Here is an 18,416-nt window from a genome sequence, read left to right as displayed (position 1 = left end):
ATAAAAAAAATTAAATATTTGAGACCATGGAACATTTAACCAAAAAAACTTTTGTTGAAAAAGTATTTGATTTCGAAAACAATACGGAATGGAAATTTAACGGGGACAAGCCAGCGATTATAGATTTTTATGCCGATTGGTGCGGACCTTGCCGTGCCGTAGCTCCCGTACTCGAACAGCTTTCGAAAGAATATAACGGACTGATTGACTTCTATAAAGTAGATACTGAAAGTGAAGCTGAGCTTGCCGGAGTTTTTGGTATCCGCAGCATTCCTTCTTTGCTTTTCTGCCCGAAAGACGGACAACCACAGATGGCAATGGGTGCTTTACCCAAGGCGACTTTTGAACAGGCTTTCAAGGAAATATTCAATATTTCGAAGCCGGTTGCTGCCAATTAATCCGGAATACCTTACAAACCCTTTCCTGATCATCTGTCGGGAAAGGGCTTTTTTTTTAGAAGCTTCCGAAAGAGTGCTTTCGTCATAAATCAGCTTGTAAATATGCCTGCCTGATTGTTAAATCCACAGCCTGAAAATTTCATGGGATAACAATATCATCTGATTCAAAGCCTGAATCGATTATTTTTGCAACTTAAATTTTCTGCAATCAGGAGCTGATGAAAAGAATTCTGCTTTTTATATTCTTCCTTGTTTTAATCACACTTTTATTTTTTGTTTTTAGAGAGAAAGTTAAGACAAAGATATTCAGAGTAGTTCACAGGTATGAAAATTATATTTACAAGGATTGGAGAAAGAGTGATATAAATAACAACCTTGAGGAGGTAATCGGCAAATACCCGGATAATATTTTCGGCCTGGATATTTCAGGTTATCAGGGGAAGATTAATTGGGAAAAACTTGGAAATATAAAAGAAAATGTTCCTGTTTCATTTATCATTATCAGGGCAACAGCGGGGAAAAACCATCAGGATAAGCAATTTGCATTGAACTGGCAAAAAGTAAAGGAAAAAGGGATTATCAGAGGAGCTTATCATTATTATCGTCCGAATGAAAATTCGGAATTGCAGGCAAAAAATTTTATCAATCATGTCAATCTTGAAAAAGGAGACCTGCCACCTGTCGTGGATTTAGAAGAACACAGCGTGGTGCAAAGCATGACTTCTTTGAAAAAAGGATTAAAAAACTGGTGCGACATAATCGAAAAAGAATATGGAGTTAAACCGATAATCTATACAAGCGAAAAGTTTTATCTGAGTTACCTCAACAGCAGTACGTTTAACAAATACCCGCTATGGATAGCCAATCATAAAAACAGGCCTTTGCTGAATAATTTTCTAATCTGGCAGTTTACTTCAACGGGAAGGGTTGATGGGATCAATACATATGTGGATATCAACATGTTGAATGGCCACAATAAAAAGCTCAGTCAGTATCTGATTAAATAGGTTTGATAAACCTGAAAAACAGTATTCTGCCCAGCAAGAGAGTTTTTTGATTATGCCGGCTTGAACTCTTTCTTAAAATATTGATTAACAATATAAAAGGATAAAAAATCATCAAAGCACAAGAAGTGTTCTGTTTTTTGTCTGTTTCAGTTTCCAGAAGTTGAAAGCCGGATAGCGATGCCATCCAGACAATCTGGTCATAGCTTTGAGAGGATATATGCTGAAGCCCATCATTCAGGTTGATTTCCAGAGGTTTAAAACTATAAAAAAAACCGGTGAATAAAAAGCGGAACCTCGATTTCAGTGAAAGAATATTGGGAGTACTGATAAAGAGTAATCCGCCCGGTTTTAAAACCCGCATAGATTCCTGTAAAAACCTTTGCTGGCAGGTAATGTGTTCCCAAACCTCCACGGCAATGATAATTTCAAAAGAAGCATCAGGGAAAGGCAATGATTGGGTGAGATCTGCTTCCACAAACGGGACTTCTTTGCATTGATATAATTCTTTGTTGAAATCTAAAGCAGTAACCTGAAATCCCAACTCATGAAGTTTCCGGCTCATGGCACCATGACCGGCTCCCGCATCCAGCACTTTTCTTCTGTTCCCGATATTTTTCAGAAAAAAAGGCAGAAATCGTTCATGAATACCCGGTATGGCAATAGGCTGAATTTCTTTCATCTGACCTTTACATTTAATAAACTGTTTTTACGGCTGAAAAAAAAGTAAATACATAAGCCAATACACATCCAGACAAGAAATCTGATCCATGTGGCTGTTGTCAGTTCGGTCATCAGAAAAAGATTGGTCATGAGCCCAAATACAGGGATGGCATTCAGGTTTTTCATCACTGCCCTGACCGAAACGATCACCGAACATAAAATAAAAAATGCAGATAAAATTTTGGAAAACAGTTGATGGAAAAAGCTTTCACCCTGGTGAAAAGAGAAAAAATTCTCAAGGTTATCACGGTTAAAAAACAGGCTGAACAGGATGATAGCCAGCCATACGAAAGGCACAACCCATCTGCTTTTGATTTTCGGCAACTGAAAACCTTTATGACTATTGTCTGAATTAAGTTTTCCGGTATCTTCAAGGATAAAAACCCCACCGCAGACAAGGATAAAAGCGAAAAGAGTTCCGATACTTGTCAGATCGGTTACTTCACTGATGTTGAGAAAGAGAGAAGGGAGTGCCACCAGCAGGCAGGTGATGATGGTGGCAAAATCAGGAGTTTTAAAGCGTTTATGAATATGTGAGAATTTCGAAGGAAGAAGCCCGTCACGGCTCATGCTCATCCAGATTCTGGGTTGCCCGACCTGAAAGACGAGCAATACACTGGCCATGGCAATGATAGCTCCGAAGGCAACCAAAAAGGAAATAAACGGCATGTTGAGCATCCGGAATACTTTGGCCAGCGGGTCTCCGCCTTCCAGATCAGAATAACGGACAATGCCTGTTAATACAAGGGTTATTACAACATATAATACAGTAGTGATAAGCAAAGAAGCAATCATGGCTTTTGGCAAATCCCTTTGCGGATGGCGGCATTCTTCGGCAGTGGTAGTAATGGCATCAAATCCGATATAAGCAAAGAAAACACCACCCACCCCTTTTAAAATTCCGCTGATGCCGTGAGGGGCAAAAGGTTTCCAGTTTTCAGGATGAATATAAAAAGCACCAATACCTATGACTATCAGCAAGACAACGATTTTCAGCAGCACCATCAGGTTACCTGCAATTTTAGATTCACGAATACCCACATAAACAAAAACACTGATGAATACGACAATCAGAAAAGCAGGGATGTCGCCAATGAGGCGGATATTCAGAAATACAGGAGCCTGTTGCCAGGCAATAGTCCCTTCCTGAGTAAGCTGATGGGAAGCTGTCCAGTAATCGCAGGTCAGATATTCCGGCAGGTGAATGCCCAGTCCGTCAAGCATACCGGTAAAATAGTCAGACCACGACAAAGCAACAGCAATATTTCCGATGGCATATTCCAGAATCAAATCCCATCCGATAATCCAGGCGATAAGTTCACCGAAACTCACATAAGCGTATGTATATGCGCTTCCGCTGACAGGAATTCTGGAAGCAAAAACAGCATAACACAAACCTGAAAATCCACATGCTATTGCCGTAAAAATGAACAATAAGCTAACCCCAGGCCCTCCTCTTGCTGCCACTTCCCCGATTGCGCTGAAAATACCACCTCCGATAATGGCAGCTATCCCGAGCGAAGTCAGGTCAATGACCGACAGGCTGCCTCTTCGAAGCTGCCCATGGGATTGACTGTAGCTTTCAATAGGCTTTGTTCTGAATAACTGCTTCAAATAATGCAAAATGATTAAAAAACAAAAGTATGACAATTAACCTGATTCACTTGCTATTTCTGAATGGCATTTATGCATGATAATTGTTTTCACCTGATGAAGCATTTAAAATAAAACTTTGGTATAACTTTCTCATGTAAATTTGCACGTTAAAATAAAATGGATTAAAATCCAAAATTTAATTTTAAATATCAGATGTCGAACATTATCACAAAGACCCTGACTTCACTTTTTGGCAGCAAAACCGAACGGGATGTAAAACAATTGTATCCTTATGTAGTTAAAATCAATTCCTTTTATGAAAAACTAAAAGATTTATCGAATGATGAGTTGCGTCAGAAATCAAATGAATTCAGGGAAAAAATTAACAATCACCTCAGAGAGTTCAGGGAAAAAATCGAAGAAATAAAAGCACAGATTGAAGAAAATCAGGAAATGGAGCCTGAGGAAAAGGAAGAACTTTACAAGGAAATTGACAAAATTAAAAAAGAGGAAAATAAAGAACTGGAAAAAATATTGATGGATTTGCTTCCGGAGGCATTTGCGGTGGTAAAAGAAACATCGAGGAGATTTACGGAAAACAATGAAATCAGGGTAAAAGCAACAGAAAGAGATAAGTTTCTTGCTGTAAAAAAAGATTTTGTCAGGATTGAAGGTGATGAAGCAGTTTACCGGAACGAATGGATGGCAGCCGGTGGTAAAATCAAGTGGAACATGGTTCATTACGATGTTCAGCTGATGGGAGGTGTTGTTCTTCATCAGGGAAAGATTGCTGAAATGGCAACCGGTGAAGGAAAAACTCTTGTCTCGACACTTCCTGCCTATCTGAATGCCCTTGCCGGTAAAGGTGTTCATATTGTGACGGTCAATGATTATCTGGCCAGACGTGACTGTGAATGGAACGGCCCTCTGTATGAATTTCTCAATGTAACTGTCGATTGTATAGAATATTATAAACCCAATACTTCAGAAAGAAGAAACGCATATCTGGCTGATATTACTTATGGGACAAACAACGAATTTGGCTTTGACTACCTTCGTGATAACATGGCACGCAGCATTGACGACCTTGTTCAGCGTGAACACCATTATGCCATGGTCGATGAAGTCGATTCCGTTTTGATTGACGATGCCCGTACTCCATTGATTATTTCCGGCCCTACTGAAACAAGCGACAAAGACCAGGAGAATTTTTATGAGTTAAAACCCCGTGTGGAGAAACTGATACGTCTTCAGAAAGATTATATAAACAAGGCTCTCAACATTGCAAAAAATGCACTTTCAGATTCTTTTGATTATAAGGAAACATCAGAGCCAGCCATGATGCTCCTGCGTTCTTTCAGGGGACTACCGAAAAACAAAGCATTAATCAAGTTTCTGAGTGAGCCCGGAGTGAAAACTTACCTTCAAAAGGTTGAAAATTACTACCTTGCCGAACAGCAAAAACACATGCCCGAAATTGACAAAGAACTCTATTTTGTCATTGATGAAAAAAACAATTCGGTTGAACTCACCGACAAGGGTATCGAAGCCATTACTTCGGCCGGTGAAGACCCGCATTTTTTCGTATTACCGGATGTCGGAAACGAAATTTCTGCCATCGAACACTCAAATCTTTCACCGGCTGAAAAGCAGGAGAAAAAAGACCTCCTTTATAAAGACTTTGCTATTAAATCTGAGAGAATACACATTATCAATCAGTTGCTGAAAGCTTATACTTTATTTGAAAAAGATGTTGAATATATTGTTGATGAAGGAAAGATAAAGATAGTTGATGAAAATACAGGCCGTGTACTCGAAGGCAGGAGATATTCGGAAGGATTGCATCAGGCAATAGAAGCCAAGGAAAACGTAAAAGTTGAAAAGCTGACACAAACCTATGCCACCATAACCCTTCAGAACTACTTCAGGATGTATCACAAGCTTTGCGGGATGACGGGTACTGCTGAGACAGAAGCCACTGAATTCTGGTCAATCTATAAACTGGATGTAGTTGTCATACCGACCAACCGTCCGATGATCAGAAAAGATTATCCCGATCTGATTTACAAGACTATGCGGGAAAAGTACAATGCCATAGTTGATGAAATCAGCAGATTGGTGGATGCAGGAAGGCCTGTCCTGGTAGGTACAACCTCCGTTGAAATTTCCGAATTGCTGAGTAAAATATTGGAGAGGAGAAAAATCAGGCACAATGTTTTGAATGCCAAGCATCACCAGAAAGAAGCGGAAATAGTAGCAGAGGCAGGACGTGCCGGAACAGTAACCATAGCCACCAATATGGCCGGTCGCGGTACCGACATTAAGTTGGGGCCTGGCGTTGTCGAAGCAGGTGGACTCGCCATCATCGGTACGGAAAGGCATGAAGCGAGGCGTATCGACAGGCAGTTGATGGGGAGGGCAGGCAGGCAGGGCGATCCGGGTACTTCTCAGTTTTATGTCAGCCTTGAAGACAACCTCATGCGTTTGTTCGGATCTGAGAAAATTTCAAGGATTTTAGACCGCTTCGGCTACAAGGAAGGTGAAGTCATTCAACATTCCATTATCTCAAAAAATATTGAACGGGCACAGAGAAAAGTTGAAGAAAATCATTTCGGCATACGAAAAAGGTTGCTGGAATATGATGATGTGATGAATTCTCAGCGTGAGGTCATCTACACCCGCAGAAGAAATGCCCTTTTTGGAGAAAGGCTTGCTGTTGACCTGAATAATATGTTACGAGATTTTTGTGATGACCTGATAGAAATTCACCGCAGCACTGGCGATATACATTCCCTCGATTATGATGTCATGCGCTATTTTGCCACCTCTTCAGGAATCACCGAAGAAGATTTCCTGGAAAAGAAAGGTGGTGAACTCAGCGAGATGCTTTTTTCCAACATTAAAAGCCATTACAACCGTAAACTCAACAGCATTGCTGAAAAAGCATGGCCTGTTATACGCAGGGTGTATGAAGACCGCGGTAAAGTACTCAAATATATCGTGGTTCCATTTACCGATGGAAGAAAAGTTATCGAAGTGCTGGTTGATCTCGAAAAAGCTTATAAAACCAGAGGAAAAGAGATTATTCACGCATTTGAGAGGATGACTTCCCTGGCACACATTGACGACCGCTGGAAAGAACACCTTCGCGAGCTGGACGACCTTAAGCAGAGTGTTCAGAACGCCACGTATGAACAGAAAGACCCGATTTTAATCTATAAACTCGAATCCTTCAATCTCTTTGAAAAAATGCTCGGAAGAATCAATGCAGAAGTCCTTCCGATGATTTTCAAAGGTGATATTCTGACACAGGATCCTGAACAGGTCGAAGAAGCCAAAATGCCTAAAAAATCTGACTTTAGCAAGCTTCGCGAATCCCGGCCTGATAATTTTGAAGGTACTAAAATGCCTGAAGGAATGAGTACAGGTGGGGAAGAGCGAAAAAATGTCCCCGTCAGGGTCGAAAAAAAGGTTGGTAGAAATGATCCATGTCCTTGCGGAAGTGGAAAAAAATATAAAAACTGTCATGGAGCAAGTTAATGAAAATATCGATATTTCCGGGTATATTGAGCATACTTTTCTGAAACCGGATGCAAGCAGACAACAGATTGAACAGATTTGTGCTGAAGCGATAAAATACAAATTTGCCGGTGTTTGTATTCCCCCTTATTTTGTCAGGTTTGCCAGGCAGCTATTGAATAATACCCATGTCAGGCTGGTTACCGTTGTTGGTTTTCCCCTTGGCTATACCATTGTGAATGCAAAAGTGGAAGAAACCCGTAAGGCTCTTGACGAAGGGGTCGATGAAATTGATATGGTGATGAATATTGCTGCTTTGAAGGCAGGAGATATTAAGCCATTTGTCGAAGATATTGAAAGTGTGGCAACCCTGTGCCGTCTGAAAGCCAAGACCATCAAGGTGATCCTTGAAACCAACCTGTTATCGGATGATGAAATTAAAAAAGCCTGTGAAATCAGCGCAACGATAGGCGTTGATTACGTGAAAACATGTACAGGATTTTTTGGAGGGGTTCAGCTTGCCCATGTTGAACTGATGAAATCGGTTTTGCCGGAAAAAGTGAAAATCAAAGCTTCCGGTGGAATACGCGACAGACAGTTTGCGCTGGCTCTCATTGAAGCAGGAGCAAAAAGGCTTGGTACTTCTTCCGGTGTTGATTTAATTCTTCAAAAGTGAAACACTGTTTCGTCATATTGCTGATCCTCTCATTAAAGGTTTTGAATGTAAAAGCTCAGCAACAGATTGTTTTTCATCATGATTTCAGAATGGATACCCTGATGCAGCGATCTTTGGAAAAGAATATTAAAGAAAAGGGTATGCAGGGGTTCCGGGTTCAGATTTATTCAGGTTCTAACCGTCAGACAGCTAATCAGGTTAAGTCGTTGTTTATGCAGTCTTATCCCGATGTCAGGGTGTATCTGAGTTTTACACAACCTTATTTCAAAGTCAGGGCAGGTGATTTCAGAACCCGAATCGAAGCCTTTCCCTTGTATTTTGCACTTAAGCAGGATGAAAAGTTCAAAGGTGTCATGATTGTACCCGACAAAATTGAATTTCCGGAACTAAAATACTAAAATGCTTCTAAGTAAAATCAAATCTTTAGCTGATAAAAACAGCAGTTATCTTTCCTATTTACGGCAACATTTTCATGCAAATCCCGAATTATCCTTTGCCGAATATCAGACTGCCGCTTTTATCGAAAATGAACTTCATCAACTTGGACTTCAACCAGAGCGTATGGCAGGAACAGGTTTGACTGCCACTATCAGGGGATGTGATGTAGATAAAAAAGTAGTTGCCCTGCGAGCCGATATGGATGCCCTGCCAATCCATGAGATGAATGACGAATCGTATCGCTCTAAAAATGATGGAGTTATGCATGCCTGTGGTCATGATGCCCACATGACCATGTTGCTGGGAGCTGCCCGTATTTTGTCAGAGCTGAAAAATGAATTCAGCGGCTCGGTAAAACTGATTTTTCAGCCTGCCGAAGAAAAGGTACCTGGCGGAGCAAAAGCCATGATAGAAAAGGGTGTGCTTGAAAATCCTCCCGTAAGCCTTGTAGTCGGGCAGCATGTATTGCCGGAACTTCCAGCCGGTAAAGCAGGTTTCTGCCCGGGTTATTTTATGGCTTCTTCAGATGAAATTTATATTAAAATCATCGGAAAAGGCGGACATGCGGCTATGCCATGGAAGGCTATTGATCCTGTCAGCATTATGGCTCAGGTTATTACGGCTGTTCAGCAACTGATAAGCCGGCAAACGCCTGCAACCATTCCCGCTGTTTTGTCTTTTGGAAAAGTTGTTGCCAATGGTGCAGTCAATGTCATTCCTGAAGAAGCTTATCTTGAAGGCACTTTCAGAACTTTTGATGAAAATTACAGGTGTGAGATTCACGAAAAACTTCCGGCCATGGTTTCGGCCATTGCTTCAGGAATGGGCGCTAAAGCCATAACAGAAATCAGAAAAGGTTATCCTGCCCTTTACAATGACCCTGCCCTGACAGCCGGTTTTAAAGAACTGGCCATACAATATCTGGGGGCAGATAATGTGGTTGAACTTCCCCAACGAATGACATCCGAAGATTTTGCTTACTTTTCCCTGAACAGGCCTTCGGTTTTTTACCGTTTGGGAAGTGGTTTTTCAGATAAAGAAAGCTATCCTCTTCATCATTCGAGATTCGATCTTCCGGAGTCAATCCTTGGTCCGGGTAGCGGATTAATGGCTTTTTTAGCAATTTCGTCTTTGAAATGAGTTTTATCAGGCTAAATATCGCGATATTGATCTGGTTTTCAATCATTTCAATGGAAACGATGGCTCAATCTTCTGATACGAACAGGAGAATTTGTCTGACACATCAGATGTCGCTGATTAACAAGGAAAAATTCAGGCCTTTACCTGAATTTCAGTACAGAAATGAACAGGAACTCGATGTTACTCAGGAATATTACATAATTCCCGTAGTCATTCATGTTATTCATAATGATGGAGTTGAAAATCTGAGCGATAATATTCTGAAATCGCAGATTGAGGTACTGAACGAAGATTTTGGGCATTATGGTGCCTATAACAACGATCCAAGGGGAAAAGACGCTAAAATTCGTTTTTGCCTTGCTTCCCGTGATCCGGATGGCAACCCGACTTCCGGGATTATACGGGTAAAAAGCGACCAGACTGATATGTCGTCAGACAATGAAATGTTGATGAAAAACCTCAGTTACTGGAATCCTGAGAAGTATCTGAACATCTGGGTAGTAAAATCAATTGATGGCAGTTCAAATATTCAGGGATATTCCTATATGCCTTCCCAGTCAGGTGGCCCTTCTTTCGAAGGTGATGGAATAGTGATCGTTTATAAATTTTTCGGCCGTAACAGCGGCTTACACAATGATTATCATCTTGGCCGAACCTGTACACATGAAATGGGACATTATTTCGACCTGAAACATCCCTGGGGAGGTGATGATTTCGATAACGGAGAAGGTGATTGCCACGATGATGATGGTATTCTCGATACTCCGAACTGCTCACTGGATTATTATTCAAAACCTCCGGTTTGTGCTCATCCGCAGCAGTGTGGGAATGTCAGGATGATTGAAAACTTTATGGATTATTCGCTGGATGATTGTATGAAACTTTATACCCCCGGACAGATTCAGAGAATGATAAGTGCCATAAAAAAATACAGAAATGTATTGGTCAGCTACGACAATATGATCAGCACGGGCTGCACTTATTATTTTGATTCCGTTAACTCAAATACAAGGGTGGATATTTATCCCAATCCTGCTTCACGCACACTTTATTTTGAAACACATCTGATGATCGGTAAATCAACACTGAATTTAACTCTTTACGATCTTTTCGGGAAAATTTTATTGACAAAATCAATTCCCGAAACAGGGAAGCAGCTTTTTGCCCTTCATCTGACCGATATCAGTCCGGGAATCTATATTGTAAAAGGTGATTTTGGGGGTGAAGCATTCACGAAGAAGATTGTTGTCGGAGAGGGCTACTGATTCATTCCTCATGTCTTTCTTCCTTTACTTTGTAATAATAGGTCAAGACGAATATTACCAGCGAAACGCCAATAGCGAGATACAGTATATCCATATGGTGTTTCCAGTCCATTACCTTTTCGGTAAACTTAACGGCAAGTATCAGAATAATCACGCTGGCAAGCTTGCTTTTCAGTTGATCGATGGTGCGGATGTTTAACCAGGGGGGCAGGTTCAGGTCTCCGATAAAAAGTTCGTAAAGTCCGACTGACATCACATATTGAATGACGGCAAGCAATTGTATATCAATAACTTTGATTATGTTTATGGCCAGCAGGCCGGAATCAAGATGTTCATAGCCGTTAAAAGTAATAAATACTGTTTTGCCCAGAATATAAAACCCATAGAGGGAGCTGACAATAAACCCGACAAATAAGCTTAATGAAGCCAGAATAACGAGTTTGCTGCCTGATTCAAAAATTTTTTTCATCAGATTCAGTTGTTAAAATTGATGGCGTATTAAGAAAAAATCATTCCTTTTTTCTCGATTTTTCTCTGATTTCATCAATCAGTAAACTTTTTGCCTGCTCTTCATTTTCAATGACAAGGAGGCTCCCTTTCCCAAATGCTGCCATTCTTTTCATTCGCCTTATTGATTTATCATCCGTTTTAAATCCGATTACAGACAAGCTAATACCTTTTGAGGCATATTTTGAAATGAGGTTAATGAGTTCAAGTTCAGAAAAATCAGGACTATTGAAATCTCCGTCAGTGGCGATAATGAGCTGGTTATTACCACCTTCAATAAAATGGTCAGTGGCAATCTGATAAGCAGATTCAAGTCCCTGAATGCCATAAGTCAGTCCTGAAGCCTCCATTTCCTGAATGGTGGAAATGATGGTGTCTTTATGGTCTGTAGGCACCGAAATGAAATGTACCTTCGGTTTGGTCGAAAAACTGATCAGACTTACTTTGTCAATATCTCTCAAAACTTTTGTCAGCCGGATCATGGATATTTTCAGGTATTCAAGTTTATGATATTGCTTCATGGATGACGAGACATCAATCAGAAACACAATATTGTTTGCGGCAAAAAGTTCTTTCGGCAAAAGCTCTGTGGTGGTATCGGAAGACAATACGGGGATGTCCGTTTTTTCAGGCACGGGTGTTTCTGTAGTTATCCTGAAATCTTCGGGCAGAAGAATGTAAACAATACCCGTCCTGCTTTTTTCGACCTGTAAGGTGTCTTCATAAAACTGATAGCCTTTTGCTTTAATCGTAACGTGATATTCTCCCTTTTTCAGATTTTTCCGGAATCGTCCGTCTTTGAAAGTAGTATAAACTGAAGGAACATTGTATTGATCGTAAAACTTAATCGCAGCATTGGAGACAGGCTTTTCAGTAACGGCATCTATTACAATTCCGCTTATTTCCAGATATTCCCGGCTTGCAGGTGGTTTTTTCTCTTCAACAGGTTTGCTGGCCGACATTTCGATAATCAGGGTATCCATTTGTAGCTGAATACTAATTGATTTTTTCCATGGGAAATATCCTGATGCAGTGGCATGAAGCTGATAACTGCCATTATTTGCTGAAAAACTAAAGAAACCGTCAGCTATGGTTGTATAGGTTTTTGAAACCTGTCCGTCAGCAGATAGCCTGACAAATGCCCTTTCAACCGGCTGGCGGGTCAGCGAATCCACAACAAAACCGACTATTTTTCCGGGTTCAGGTTTATTTTTTTTAGTAGTCATCTGAGTGTCAGGCTGAACAATTTCCGGGTTTTCAAACGACATGTCTGATACAGGGCTAAGTTCAATGGTGGTTTTAAGTGTGTTTTTATTCAGATAATAGTAGTCTTCAGCCGGATAATATCCTGTTGCCGAGGCTTTTATTAAATACATGCCTGTTTCAAGGGTCAGGTTAATCAATCCTTGCCGGTTGGTTTTTCTTGTAAATGTTTTACCGTTTGAGGCAATAGCCGAAACGTCTGCCTGATAAATGGGTTTTCGGGTATTTTTATCTATCACTTCTATAATCTGTTCCGAAACGAGCAGGCGGGGATCAGCAGGAAGATTTAGATTAGGACATTCCAGCACATCCGTTACCATTCCACTGATGGTCAGTTCAACAGGTTTTTCCGACCAAACCGTGTATATTTTTATTTTTTCAGTGAAACGGCCAATATTCTGCGGCTCAAAATATACCAGCACTTTTCCGCTGCTTCCCGGCTCTATGTAAGTATTCGGGTATTTGACATGAACATTGGGGTTTTTTACTGATTTCAAAAAAGCATCCTGTTGGGTTCCGGCATTATAAAATTCAAATATTGCCGGATTCTGACTCCAGTTTTTCAGTTCTCCAAACTGATAACCGGTTTGCTCAAAAACAATTTGTGAATATAAAGTGTTGAAAATGAATAAACTGAAAACAAATAAAATGCTTGTTTTTATTCTGTGGTGCATAATGAAATAACGCTTACCCTTGCTTTTCATTGCCTGAATATATCTTTAATCTCCAATGGCCTTTCTTTTTCAAGCCATTTAAAGCCATTCAGCAGTGCATCCTGATTGTCCATGCTTTTAGGCGGCTCTACATAACCTTCAGGGCTTGTCATGAAATTAATTTTTTCTATCTTCTTGTTGTTCAGCACAATATGAATAAAGCTGGAGGCAATATTGTTTCTTCCGATAAACTTCTCCTGATCATCCCTGAGGAAATAAACAGATTCGGCATTGCCTTGTGTGAACACCTCACTGAGCTGGTTGTTGTCGAAAATACCGGTCATGTTTTTACCTTTAACCTGATTAAAGCGAAGAGAATCAATGCTTTCTATCATAAAGGAGTTGCTGGTCAGCTGCATCTTATCCACTTCTCCGTTTTTAAGAAAAAATTTTATCTCTTGTGCCGAAATCTGACTTTTGTCCTGCCAGACAACAGGAGCGCCATAAAACGAAATAGTTGAGTCTTCTGAGTTGTAAATCAGTGAATCACATTTTAACTGATAGCTGGTGCTGTAACCTTTCACATGTTTCCACATGACAGCCAGATTGTAATCCTTATCGTTTTTCCTGATTGTGGAAAGCTGAATGGTATCGCTGTGCAGGAATAGTGTATCGTTTTCAAAATAATGAATAAACAAGGCACTGTCGGTGATCAGGGTGGTCTTTGTATTTTCATTCCGGATGGAATAATTGCCGCTGATAATGGTTTTTTCTGCTGTATCGTTGAACATTACCTTTCCGCTGACCTGAATTTCATTGCTTTTGCTGTTGTAATGAATCCGGTCGCCTGATATAATCCTTGAACCGGAAGTGATGGTTGCATTTTTCCGGAATTCGGCCTGTTTGGATTTGGTATTGTACCAGCCGTCTTCACAATAAATTTTTGATTCTTCACTGACAATGACCGTTGGGGCAATAAAAAATGCCGTATGAAGATTGATTTTATACAGCAGGGAATCAGTATTTAAGGTAAAATCGGGGTTTAGCAGCACCACATTGTTTTTAAACACCATGATTTTTTTTGCCTCATCATATCTCCCTGCATTGCTGGTGAGTTTGCTGCTATCGTCAACTATTTCAGCGTACTGGTTGTAATAGCCTGATTTCGTGCTCATATTGTAGATGATGCGGGAGGTAGTCAGAACCATATTGTTGTCACTCAACCTGACACCTTTTTCAATCACTGCATTTTTTGTGCTCAGGTCGTAACGCAGATAACCGGCTTTGATAAAAAGGCTGTCGCCCTGTCGGATACGAACCCTGCCGTAAGCATCAAAAAAATTTTCACTTTCGTAATGATAGGCACTATCGCAAAACAGAAGCATGCCTTCATGTTCGAGGGCAACATTTCCGATCAGTTTCCTGACTTTATAGGCTCCGCTTTCACTGCCTTCAAGTGTATTGGCATGAATGATTCTCAGTTGCTTAACCTGCGGATACACATTGAAAAACGGGAAGCTGAGTAAAACGATCAGTATGTGTTTTGCTTTGAACATCAATGGCTTAATGTTGCAAATTTAAGACCTCAAAGGCAATACCTCTGCTACCGGACTGAAAAGATATATTTTCTTTGTGCTTTCTTCCCTGCATTTGATTCTTTTCCTGATCAGGTGAAGCCTGGTGAATTTCCGGTTGTGAAAAATGAAAGACTCGCCATCCTTAAGCGTATCAACAAAAACATGTCCGTTGCCACCGGCATGATCATATCTGGCCATAAACTTTACCAATAAAGGATCGGTACCGGATGATGCTGCAGGATTGAGCAGGTGATTTGCCAGAACTATGGTCAGATCTTCGGGAAATACTTTATCTTTAAGAAGGGGTAACATCAATTGCCTGAAGCAGTCTTTCCATTCTTCACCATGCGGGAGGGCTTTTCGCCCATAAATACTGAAAACCTTCAGGTGGGCAATTTCGTGTATCAGGGTAAATAAAAAAGCATAAGGATTGTTGTTTCGTGAAACTGTAATGCGGAAACGCCCGTCACGGCCTTTTTCGGAAAAACTCCCGTGTTTGGATTTTCTTTGCCCGGTTATGTATATTGTTACCCGTGTATTTTCAAGCAATGATTCAACATAAGGTATGGCCTGTTCAGGGATATGGCTGCTGAGGGGATGTTTTTCAGGCATTTGATTTCTTGATAAAATGGATGATTTCGGGGAGCGACATCTGATATTGCATGGCACTGCTGAGGTCTTTCAGTCCGTAAATGTTTTGGGCGATTTCGTCTTTTCCTGCCAGCATCACAAACCTGATTTTTTTTGCTGAAGCATAGGAAAACTGTTTTTTCAGTTTTGCTGTTTCCGGATAAATCTCAGCACTTATGCCTGCCCCATGAAGATCTGCCAGCAAACTGATGGCATGTGCAGCTTCTTCCTCCCCAAAGTTGACAATCAGTACTTCTGCTGACACATCTGCCGAATGTGGGAAAAGGCTTAGGTTTTTCATGACATCATAAATACGGTCAGCACCAAAGGAAACACCGACTCCGCTCAGTCCCGGCAGGCCAAATACGCCCGTAAGGTTATCATAACGGCCACCTCCGCAGATACTTCCTATTTCTACATCTTTCGCTTTCACTTCAATGATGGCGCCTGTGTAATAATTCAGGCCACGGGCAAGTTTTAAATCAATTTCGAGAGGTATGTTTTTGGGCGATTTTGAACAATAGCCTAAAATTTCCCTGAGCTCTGCTATGCCTTCCTTTCCGCTTGGCGTATGTCCGGCTTTTTCCTCAATAAATCTGAGTTTTTCGATGTTGTCAGTAGCGTTAAATTGAAGAATTTCATTGATTTCTGATAAAGAAGCCGGTGAAAAGCCTTTGGCAGCGAGCTCGGACACCACTGCTTCCAATCCGATTTTCTCCAGTTTGTCGATGGCAATGGTCAGATCAGTAAACCGGCCGGCAGCCTGCACTGATTCTGCTATAGCCATGAGAAGCTTGCGGTTATTCAGTCTGATGCTGACATGGATGCCAAGTCTTTCAAAAATATCGGTAATGACTGAAATAAGTTCAAATTCATAAAACAAAGAATCAGATCCGATGACATCCACATCACACTGGTAAAATTCCCTGTAACGCCCTTTCTGAGGCCGGTCGGCACGCCAGACAGGTTGTATCTGGTAACGTTTAAAAGGGAAATTCAGTTCATGATAATGTTCAACCACAAAGCGGGCAAAAGGGACGGTCAGGTCGTAGCGCATGCCTTTTTCGGCAATGTATTTTCCGAGCTCAAGGTGGTTTCCGAAGTCGATGCCTTTTTCTCTGGCTTCCTGAAGAAAATCACCACTGTTGAGCACCCTGAACATGAGTTTATCGCCTTCCTCACCATATTTTCCTGTCAGCGTAGAAATCAGTTCCATGGCTGGTGTTTCAATGGGCTGATAGCCATAGAGCCTGAAGACGTCTTTGATGGTATTGAAAATAAAGTCTCTTCCAGCCATTTCGTTCGGGCCAAAATCCCTGAATCCACGCGGTGTACCTGGTTTTATCATCTTTTTTATTTAGGGCAAAGGTAAGAAGAGGAGGGGGAATTAGATATGCATGATCCGAATTCTGGCAGTAGTTCATCTTTTAAAAAGTTGTTTTAAAGTAATCATTCAGCTTCTTTTTTTGATTGTAAATATCTTTTCTCTCCCTGTAGCTTGCTAAATATTAGTTTTGCAGGGAATAGAATTCAGTCATGTTTCGCAATATCCTGAAGATAACCACCGGTACCTTGATTTCACGCGTTTTCGGCTTTATCAGGGAAATGGTGGTGGCTTCCTATTTCGGAACCGGGAAAATAGCCGATGCTTTCACGCTTGCTTTGATTTTTCCTAATCTCTTCAGACAGATTCTAGGTGAAGACATGGTGGAAAGAGCTTTTATGCCTCCCTTTAAACGTATTTACGATAAAGGCAACCAGCAACAATCGTGGAAGTTTATCTCTGTGGTTTTCAACTGGTTCTTTATTTTTCTTATGCTGGCTACCTTCATCCTTTATCTTATTGTTCCTTTGTTTTTTTCTTTAAAAGATTCATTTCCAAATACATTTGGATTTATTTTCAGTGATCGCGAATTTGACTACGACCTGACGATGAAGCTGATTCTGGTGGTTTTGCCTTTCACTGTTTTTATTGGTGTGGCTGCTTTTGTTGGCTCCATTTTGAATTTTTTTGAAAAAAACTGGATTTTTGGTTTTGCTCCCATGATGTTGAGTGTGGGGGTTATTGTCGGAGTGGCCGTTTTCGAACCCCTTATCGGTGGCTATTCCATTGCTTTGGGCTACGTGATTGGGGCTTTTCTGCAAATGCTCATTCAGATTCCTTTTCTGATAAATAAAAAATTCAGGGAAGAAACAGGTTTTAAGTACCATTTCCGTTTGCTCAAAGACAAGGAAAATGATTATCAATCGGTTAAGCGCGAAAGCAGGTTTATTACCCTCAATGCTGTTTTTGACAAAATACAGGAGGTATTCGGAAGGTTTTTCGCTTCAACACTTGTACAAGGTTCAACCAGTTCATTATTTTATGCTATCAGACTCTTTCAGCTGCCTTTTGCCATCATTTCTTTGTCGATTACAAGGGGTATCAATCCTGAACTTAACCGCCTGAGGGCTACCGGTGATTTGCAGGGATTTAACAAGGTTTATCAGAAAGGCCTTAACCTGTATATACTGTTTTTCTTCCCTTTTACGGCTATTTTTATGGTAATTTCTCCTGAGCTGATCGACATTGTGTATCAGCGGGGACAGTTTTCTGCCACCTCTCTGAAACTGACGGCTGATGCTTTTTCCATGTATTGTGTGGGATTGTTACCCATGAGTCTTGTGGGTTATTACAAAAGGGTTCTGTCGGTATTTGATAAAAACAAGTATGCCCTGAACATATCGGTTATCAGTGCTTTTCTGAATATTCTCTTCTCTGTTGTGCTGGTCAAAACGACTCAGCTTGGACATAGCGGAATTGCCCTGGCTGCTTCACTGGCTTATGTGGTTAATATGTTTGTCATGAACAATTATATTAAAAAGGAGCTTCAGGGATATGTGGAAAAAGGAGGTATTGCATTGATTCACAAAGTTATACTCATCATTCTGACTTTGCTGATCATTTATATTACCAGGCATTTTGATTTATATTATTTTCATTCAAAAACGGTTTCTTTAATTTCAATAGGCATTAAAACCCTCCTT

15 protein-coding genes are annotated in these 18,416 nt (G+C 40.7%); 8 read left to right on the top strand and 7 right to left on the bottom strand.

Annotated elements, in window-relative coordinates; translation table 11 throughout:
- Nucleotides 1-26: 26 nt before the first annotated feature.
- Complete coding sequence (gene trxA, locus GX437_07470; protein NLJ07491.1) at nucleotides 27-398, top strand: thioredoxin; 372 nt, start codon at nucleotides 27-29, stop codon at nucleotides 396-398.
- 218 nt (nucleotides 399-616) lie between these two features.
- On the top strand, nucleotides 617-1,405 hold the full coding sequence (locus GX437_07465; protein ID NLJ07490.1) for a glycoside hydrolase family 25 protein: 789 nt from the start codon (nucleotides 617-619) through the stop codon (nucleotides 1,403-1,405).
- Here the strand turns inward: GX437_07465 and GX437_07460 are convergent.
- Both GX437_07460 and GX437_07455 read right to left on the bottom strand, forming a co-directional pair.
- Nucleotides 1,398-2,084, bottom strand: coding sequence for a class I SAM-dependent methyltransferase (locus tag GX437_07460; GenBank protein NLJ07489.1), 687 nt, complete (start codon nucleotides 2,082-2,084; stop codon nucleotides 1,398-1,400). The genes GX437_07465 and GX437_07460 overlap by 8 nt on opposite strands.
- The gene (locus GX437_07455) at nucleotides 2,081-3,739 is read right to left on the bottom strand and encodes an amino acid permease (protein ID NLJ07488.1); all 1,659 of its coding nucleotides are present in this window, start codon (nucleotides 3,737-3,739) and stop codon (nucleotides 2,081-2,083) included. The genes GX437_07460 and GX437_07455 overlap by 4 nt, the downstream gene beginning before the upstream one ends.
- Nucleotides 3,740-3,934: 195 nt before the next feature.
- Here GX437_07455 and secA point away from each other — a divergent pair, with 195 nt between their 5' ends.
- Genes secA through GX437_07430 form a run of 5 tightly spaced genes read left to right on the top strand, consistent with a single transcriptional unit; the run spans nucleotide 3,935 to nucleotide 10,759 of the window.
- A complete protein-coding gene (secA, locus tag GX437_07450; GenBank protein ID NLJ07487.1) occupies nucleotides 3,935-7,261 on the top strand; it encodes a preprotein translocase subunit SecA in 3,327 nt (1,108 codons plus the stop codon).
- Between the two features lie 7 nt (nucleotides 7,262-7,268).
- Nucleotides 7,269-7,916 carry a deoxyribose-phosphate aldolase gene (gene deoC / locus GX437_07445; protein NLJ07486.1) on the top strand — a complete coding sequence of 216 codons (648 nt, stop codon included), beginning with the start codon at nucleotides 7,269-7,271 and terminating at the stop codon, nucleotides 7,914-7,916.
- Nucleotides 7,913-8,314 carry an SPOR domain-containing protein gene (locus GX437_07440; GenBank protein NLJ07485.1) on the top strand — a complete coding sequence of 134 codons (402 nt, stop codon included), beginning with the start codon at nucleotides 7,913-7,915 and terminating at the stop codon, nucleotides 8,312-8,314. The genes deoC and GX437_07440 overlap by 4 nt, the downstream gene beginning before the upstream one ends.
- Nucleotide 8,315: 1 nt before the next feature.
- A complete protein-coding gene (locus tag GX437_07435; protein ID NLJ07484.1) occupies nucleotides 8,316-9,494 on the top strand; it encodes an amidohydrolase in 1,179 nt (392 codons plus the stop codon).
- A gap of 26 nt (nucleotides 9,495-9,520) precedes the next feature.
- Complete coding sequence (locus GX437_07430; GenBank protein NLJ07483.1) at nucleotides 9,521-10,759, top strand: T9SS type A sorting domain-containing protein; 1,239 nt, start codon at nucleotides 9,521-9,523, stop codon at nucleotides 10,757-10,759.
- Between the two features lies 1 nt (nucleotide 10,760).
- On the opposite strand, the gene GX437_07425 is transcribed toward GX437_07430, so the two are convergent.
- The 5 genes from GX437_07425 to GX437_07405 are packed head-to-tail and all read right to left on the bottom strand — an operon-like array spanning nucleotide 10,761 to nucleotide 16,737.
- A complete protein-coding gene (locus tag GX437_07425; protein NLJ07482.1) occupies nucleotides 10,761-11,228 on the bottom strand; it encodes a YqhA family protein in 468 nt (155 codons plus the stop codon).
- Between the two features lie 40 nt (nucleotides 11,229-11,268).
- Nucleotides 11,269-13,233 carry a VWA domain-containing protein gene (locus GX437_07420; GenBank protein ID NLJ07481.1) on the bottom strand — a complete coding sequence of 655 codons (1,965 nt, stop codon included), beginning with the start codon at nucleotides 13,231-13,233 and terminating at the stop codon, nucleotides 11,269-11,271.
- Nucleotides 13,230-14,738, bottom strand: coding sequence for a hypothetical protein (locus GX437_07415; protein ID NLJ07480.1), 1,509 nt, complete (start codon nucleotides 14,736-14,738; stop codon nucleotides 13,230-13,232). The genes GX437_07420 and GX437_07415 overlap by 4 nt, the downstream gene beginning before the upstream one ends.
- Nucleotides 14,739-14,759: 21 nt before the next feature.
- Nucleotides 14,760-15,371, bottom strand: coding sequence for a sprT domain-containing protein (locus GX437_07410; protein ID NLJ07479.1), 612 nt, complete (start codon nucleotides 15,369-15,371; stop codon nucleotides 14,760-14,762).
- Complete coding sequence (locus tag GX437_07405) at nucleotides 15,364-16,737, bottom strand: histidine--tRNA ligase (protein ID NLJ07478.1); 1,374 nt, start codon at nucleotides 16,735-16,737, stop codon at nucleotides 15,364-15,366. The genes GX437_07410 and GX437_07405 overlap by 8 nt, the downstream gene beginning before the upstream one ends.
- Nucleotides 16,738-16,925: 188 nt before the next feature.
- Here GX437_07405 and murJ point away from each other — a divergent pair.
- Nucleotides 16,926-18,416, top strand: a 1,491-nt coding sequence (gene murJ, locus GX437_07400; GenBank protein ID NLJ07477.1) for a murein biosynthesis integral membrane protein MurJ, incomplete at its 3' end; no start/stop codon positions are given.

The organism is Sphingobacteriales bacterium (assembly GCA_012517435.1).
Lineage (GTDB): Bacteria > Bacteroidota > Bacteroidia > CAILMK01 > JAAYUY01 > JAAYUY01.
This window is presented reverse-complemented; position numbering and strand designations above follow the sequence as displayed.

Excerpts from the sequence above, each read along its gene's own strand:
- trxA (NLJ07491.1), top strand. The coding sequence starts at position 27 with ATGGAACATTTAACCAAAAAAACTTTTGTTGAAAAAGTATTTGATTTC.
- GX437_07465 (NLJ07490.1), top strand. The coding sequence starts at position 617 with ATGAAAAGAATTCTGCTTTTTATATTCTTCCTTGTTTTAATCACACTT.
- GX437_07460 (NLJ07489.1), bottom strand. The coding sequence starts at position 2,084 with ATGAAAGAAATTCAGCCTATTGCCATACCGGGTATTCATGAACGATTT.
- secA (NLJ07487.1), top strand. The coding sequence starts at position 3,935 with ATGTCGAACATTATCACAAAGACCCTGACTTCACTTTTTGGCAGCAAA.
- GX437_07435 (NLJ07484.1), top strand. The coding sequence starts at position 8,316 with ATGCTTCTAAGTAAAATCAAATCTTTAGCTGATAAAAACAGCAGTTAT.
- GX437_07425 (NLJ07482.1), bottom strand. The coding sequence starts at position 11,228 with ATGAAAAAAATTTTTGAATCAGGCAGCAAACTCGTTATTCTGGCTTCA.
- GX437_07420 (NLJ07481.1), bottom strand. The coding sequence starts at position 13,233 with ATGAAAAGCAAGGGTAAGCGTTATTTCATTATGCACCACAGAATAAAA.
- GX437_07415 (NLJ07480.1), bottom strand. The coding sequence starts at position 14,738 with ATGTTCAAAGCAAAACACATACTGATCGTTTTACTCAGCTTCCCGTTT.
- GX437_07410 (NLJ07479.1), bottom strand. The coding sequence starts at position 15,371 with ATGCCTGAAAAACATCCCCTCAGCAGCCATATCCCTGAACAGGCCATA.
- GX437_07405 (NLJ07478.1), bottom strand. The coding sequence starts at position 16,737 with ATGATAAAACCAGGTACACCGCGTGGATTCAGGGATTTTGGCCCGAAC.